Source organism: Planktothrix sp. FACHB-1355, from assembly GCF_014748295.1.
In the GTDB taxonomy this organism is placed as follows: Bacteria; Cyanobacteriota; Cyanobacteriia; order Cyanobacteriales; family Aerosakkonemataceae; genus Aerosakkonema; species Aerosakkonema funiforme_A.
In genome coordinates this window covers 1-3,468 of record NZ_JACJUP010000776.1, presented here as the reverse complement: position 1 = coordinate 3,468, position 3,468 = coordinate 1, and the positions used below count along the sequence as shown (strand labels likewise).

The 3,468-nt window shown below is 38.4% G+C and carries 3 protein-coding genes; all 3 read right to left on the bottom strand.

The window, feature by feature from the left end:
* On the bottom strand, positions 1-1,885 hold a 1,885-nt coding region (locus H6S82_RS24680; RefSeq protein ID WP_191056865.1), incomplete at its 3' end, for a DNA methyltransferase.
* 77 nt (positions 1,886-1,962) lie between these two features.
* Entirely contained in the window at positions 1,963-2,250 is a 288-nt protein-coding gene (locus H6S82_RS24675) for a hypothetical protein (protein ID WP_190473970.1), read from the bottom strand.
* Positions 2,250-3,326 (bottom strand): hypothetical protein, encoded by a 1,077-nt coding sequence (locus H6S82_RS24670; RefSeq protein WP_190473968.1) that lies wholly within the window; start codon positions 3,324-3,326, stop codon positions 2,250-2,252. The genes H6S82_RS24675 and H6S82_RS24670 overlap by 1 nt, the downstream gene beginning before the upstream one ends.
* Positions 3,327-3,468: the final 142 nt, after the last annotated feature.

Below are 3,468 nucleotides of genomic sequence, written 5' to 3'. Positions count from 1 at the left end.
AATTAGCTTGGCTTTTAGGAGTAGCGACAGACATCTCCGACTTAATTGGATGAGCTGCAATAATTACCAAACCAGAATTAACTATAGCGCGTAAAATCGCCTGCCATCCTTCAGCTTTTGAATGGTGATAAGTAAATACCATCAAACCATCTGGTTTCAAAACTCGGTAGCATTCACAAAATACTCGTTGCAAGCGTTCCGCAAAAACACTAATTTCGCTTGATTGTACTTCATTTGGATGGCGCGTTGTCTCATTAGATATTATCTTGTCTGACTTTAGATAACGCTGCCAAACATAAAAGAAATCTGCTAATTGGGAATAATGAACGTTATCAAAAAATGGCGGGTCTGTTATAATAGCATCAATGCTTTCTGTATGAATATCGATTTCCGCCGAATCTCCACAGTCGAGATATACAGTTCTGTTATGGCTAATTTTATCAAAACTGTCTACTATTTCCAATCCCATAGCAGGAGATAAACCATATAATTTTTCCGTGACTACCTTGACTTTATTCTGAACTACTTTAATCTCGAAAGGCTTTTCGCAATAATCTATCGCTTTTAATATTCGGCTTTCAAACAATGTCGAAAATGCCCCAGAACTTTTGGGCGTTCCCCAAAGATTAGCCTCTAATGGCGTGCGTTCTGGTTTGAGGATATGATGAGAGAATAGATGACGTACTGCGCCTGTTCCTTCGCCTTTGAAGGAAGCAAACATATTATTAAATTCAAGAACACCGGAAAAAAGACAGGTAAATAAATCTCTAATTGTTATATCGTTAATTTTTTTAATTTTTTCGGCTAATATATTCAAACATAATAACTGGCGTTCGTTAAACATTTCATGCCAGTAACGATAACAATAATTAAGAACTTGGTCGGTATTGTAACCAGGTTTTATTGCTACTATTGGATAAGCATTTGAGCGACTACTTAATTCTTTTTTGGCTGACTCATACAGAGTTATGTCATATTCATTAATTGGCAAATATTGCTTTAAACCATCTTTTAGGAGTACCAATTTAGCATACATCCGATGTGCTGGTGGTTTTTCGTAATTCTGTACTGCCTTAACGATAGAAAATGTATGACTACAATGCTTGCAAGTAGCTTTTTGACCTTTGACATTAGCTATTTGCGGGTTAAAAGTTGACTGGCATTTATGACAGATTATTTTATTATCATTATAATGAATCGTGCTAATATTTTCGCAGTTTGGACAAATAGCTTGAGCTTGCGGAAACTTATTCGGATAAGCGTGCTTTGAAAAGATGTATGATGAGAACAAATCAACCGGATGAGTACAAGCTGGACAAGGTAAATATTTTACCCAGAAGTAGTAGAGAACAGTAGCAGTTTCGCCATTTTCTAGGATAGTTGTGTAATATTGTTGAATGCGATCGCTGACACTTTTCTTAATATCCTCAAAGGATTCTATAATCCGGTGCTTATCTTTTTTATTAAGCGCATTTTTCACTAAAAAATAAGCGACAGGGTTAATATCACGCCCAATTGCTGTTGCACCGAGTTTGATTGCTTCCCCTATAGTCGTACCGCTACCCATAAATGGATCGAATACTTTTACTCCTTTCAAGTCCAAGGGTTGATAAAATAATTTGAGGATGTCGGAAACTTGAGGAGAAAACGTAGAAATAATAATAGCACGGAATACTGAGCCAAGTCTCCTTGCCCACCATTTATGAATATAATAAATTGGTCTGTTTATTTCTTTGCGCCAGCTTTCTTGTTCGGCGATTATGCTTAATTGTTCAAAAGGAAAATTTTCATCTTCTATAGCTTTTATATCTCTAAGATATTGTGGTGATTTAGAAAATGCAGTTTCTTCATATAGAAAAGGTATTTGAGTATCTAAAGCTTCCATAATTATTTAAATTAGTTATAATTGTACATCATCTTCTTCAGCTTCTTGCATCACGTCTTCTTGTTCTCGGCTGGATTTTAAATTAACAGTTGAACTTGGCTGTTGCTGTCGTAATCTTTATATCTACCTGGATATTCTAATCCTTTGATTTCATAACCTTCTGGATTCTGAATAATTCTGAAGTCGGGATAAGTGTTTCTACCTGGTTGCTCGAAGTTAAAGGGAATGGTAGTTTGCAAATTGGTTAATCTAGCATTGAACCAATCTTGAAAGTGATATTCTTTATCTCTTTTGGTTTGACGGGTGATGAGTATACCGTTGAGAATGGCATGATGGCAAGATAGGAAAATATCGATGTACAGCATTAAATTCCTGAATATTCTGTTTCCAGAAAAGCTAATAAACGTTCCTGTTTAGGAGTTAGAGTAGCGGGATTTGGTAATCTACCAAATGCTTCTAATGCAGCTGCGTGGGTGGGGTCGAAATCTTCATACATTTTGTCAGCTAATTGCCTAATGCGCGAACTTATGAAAGCTGCTTTTTCTTCAGAAGCGCCATCAATGGGTTCTAAATTCTCAGGTTTGACTGCATCAAAGTCCATTTTCCACGTCCGTATTGCACAACTGTAGGTGTTTACCCCAACGATTATGCACCAACATCCCGAAACTTTTTTTAATTCTGTATCGCCTTTAGCTACGATTTGACAGACTTCACCGACGCGCCGGGGGTTGGGAAGGAGCTTTTTGTTCCTAATTCGTTCGACGATATCAATGGGATGGCGTAATTGCTCTAATCGATGACGTGCTACCTGTTCGCCTTCAGTTTTCACGATTTGAAACAGCGAGAGTGCTTCTTTTTTAGGGATATTCGCGTTGCGTCCCAGGATATCTTGCTTTATTTCTTCTCCCATTGCTAATGCTAGCGTATCGATCGCTTCACTAAACTGGGCATCTCGTTTGATGGTACGACTGCTAACTTTATACTGTTGGGCCAATTCTTCGGCTATATCTACCGAAGTGACATTTTGTCCCTTCGGTGAGTTCTGCTTTAGATTGTCCTCCCGATTGCCTTTGAGTAAGGAGTATCGCTTTCCTCTCAGGTAGCTGGCGGTTTCTGGGGTGATGTTACGTCGTCCCAACTGGTGGTTGACAATCCAGGTTAGTGCAGCTTCTCTGTTTGGCAGTTCAATCTCTAGAGTCGTATACCGGATATGCAGTTGGGTGCATATCTGGTAACGGTTATGACCGTCTAGAAGGATATTGTGGTTTTTCCAGACTATGAGAGGTTGAAGGCAACCTTCTTGGCTTAAGTTAGCTTCTAATATGGCTAGTTCTTCAGTTGATGGCGGGGGAATCAGGTTTTGGAATTCTGGGTCAATGGTCAAACAGCAGTATGAGGGGGACGATTCTGGTTCTTCGTAGGGGGATATGGTGGCTAGCATTTTTTCTTTCCTGCATCAAAACTGGGTGTTGCACCTATATCAGAGATTATATAATGTCTGATATAGAAAAGAAAGTGCTGTAATATTAAATTGGATATGGTTTTTTTAGGATGGCAGAAAAACGGTTGCAAAAAGTTAATCC

Excerpts from the sequence above, each read along its gene's own strand:
- H6S82_RS24675 (WP_190473970.1), bottom strand. The coding sequence starts at position 2,250 with ATGCTGTACATCGATATTTTCCTATCTTGCCATCATGCCATTCTCAAC.
- H6S82_RS24670 (WP_190473968.1), bottom strand. The coding sequence starts at position 3,326 with ATGCTAGCCACCATATCCCCCTACGAAGAACCAGAATCGTCCCCCTCA.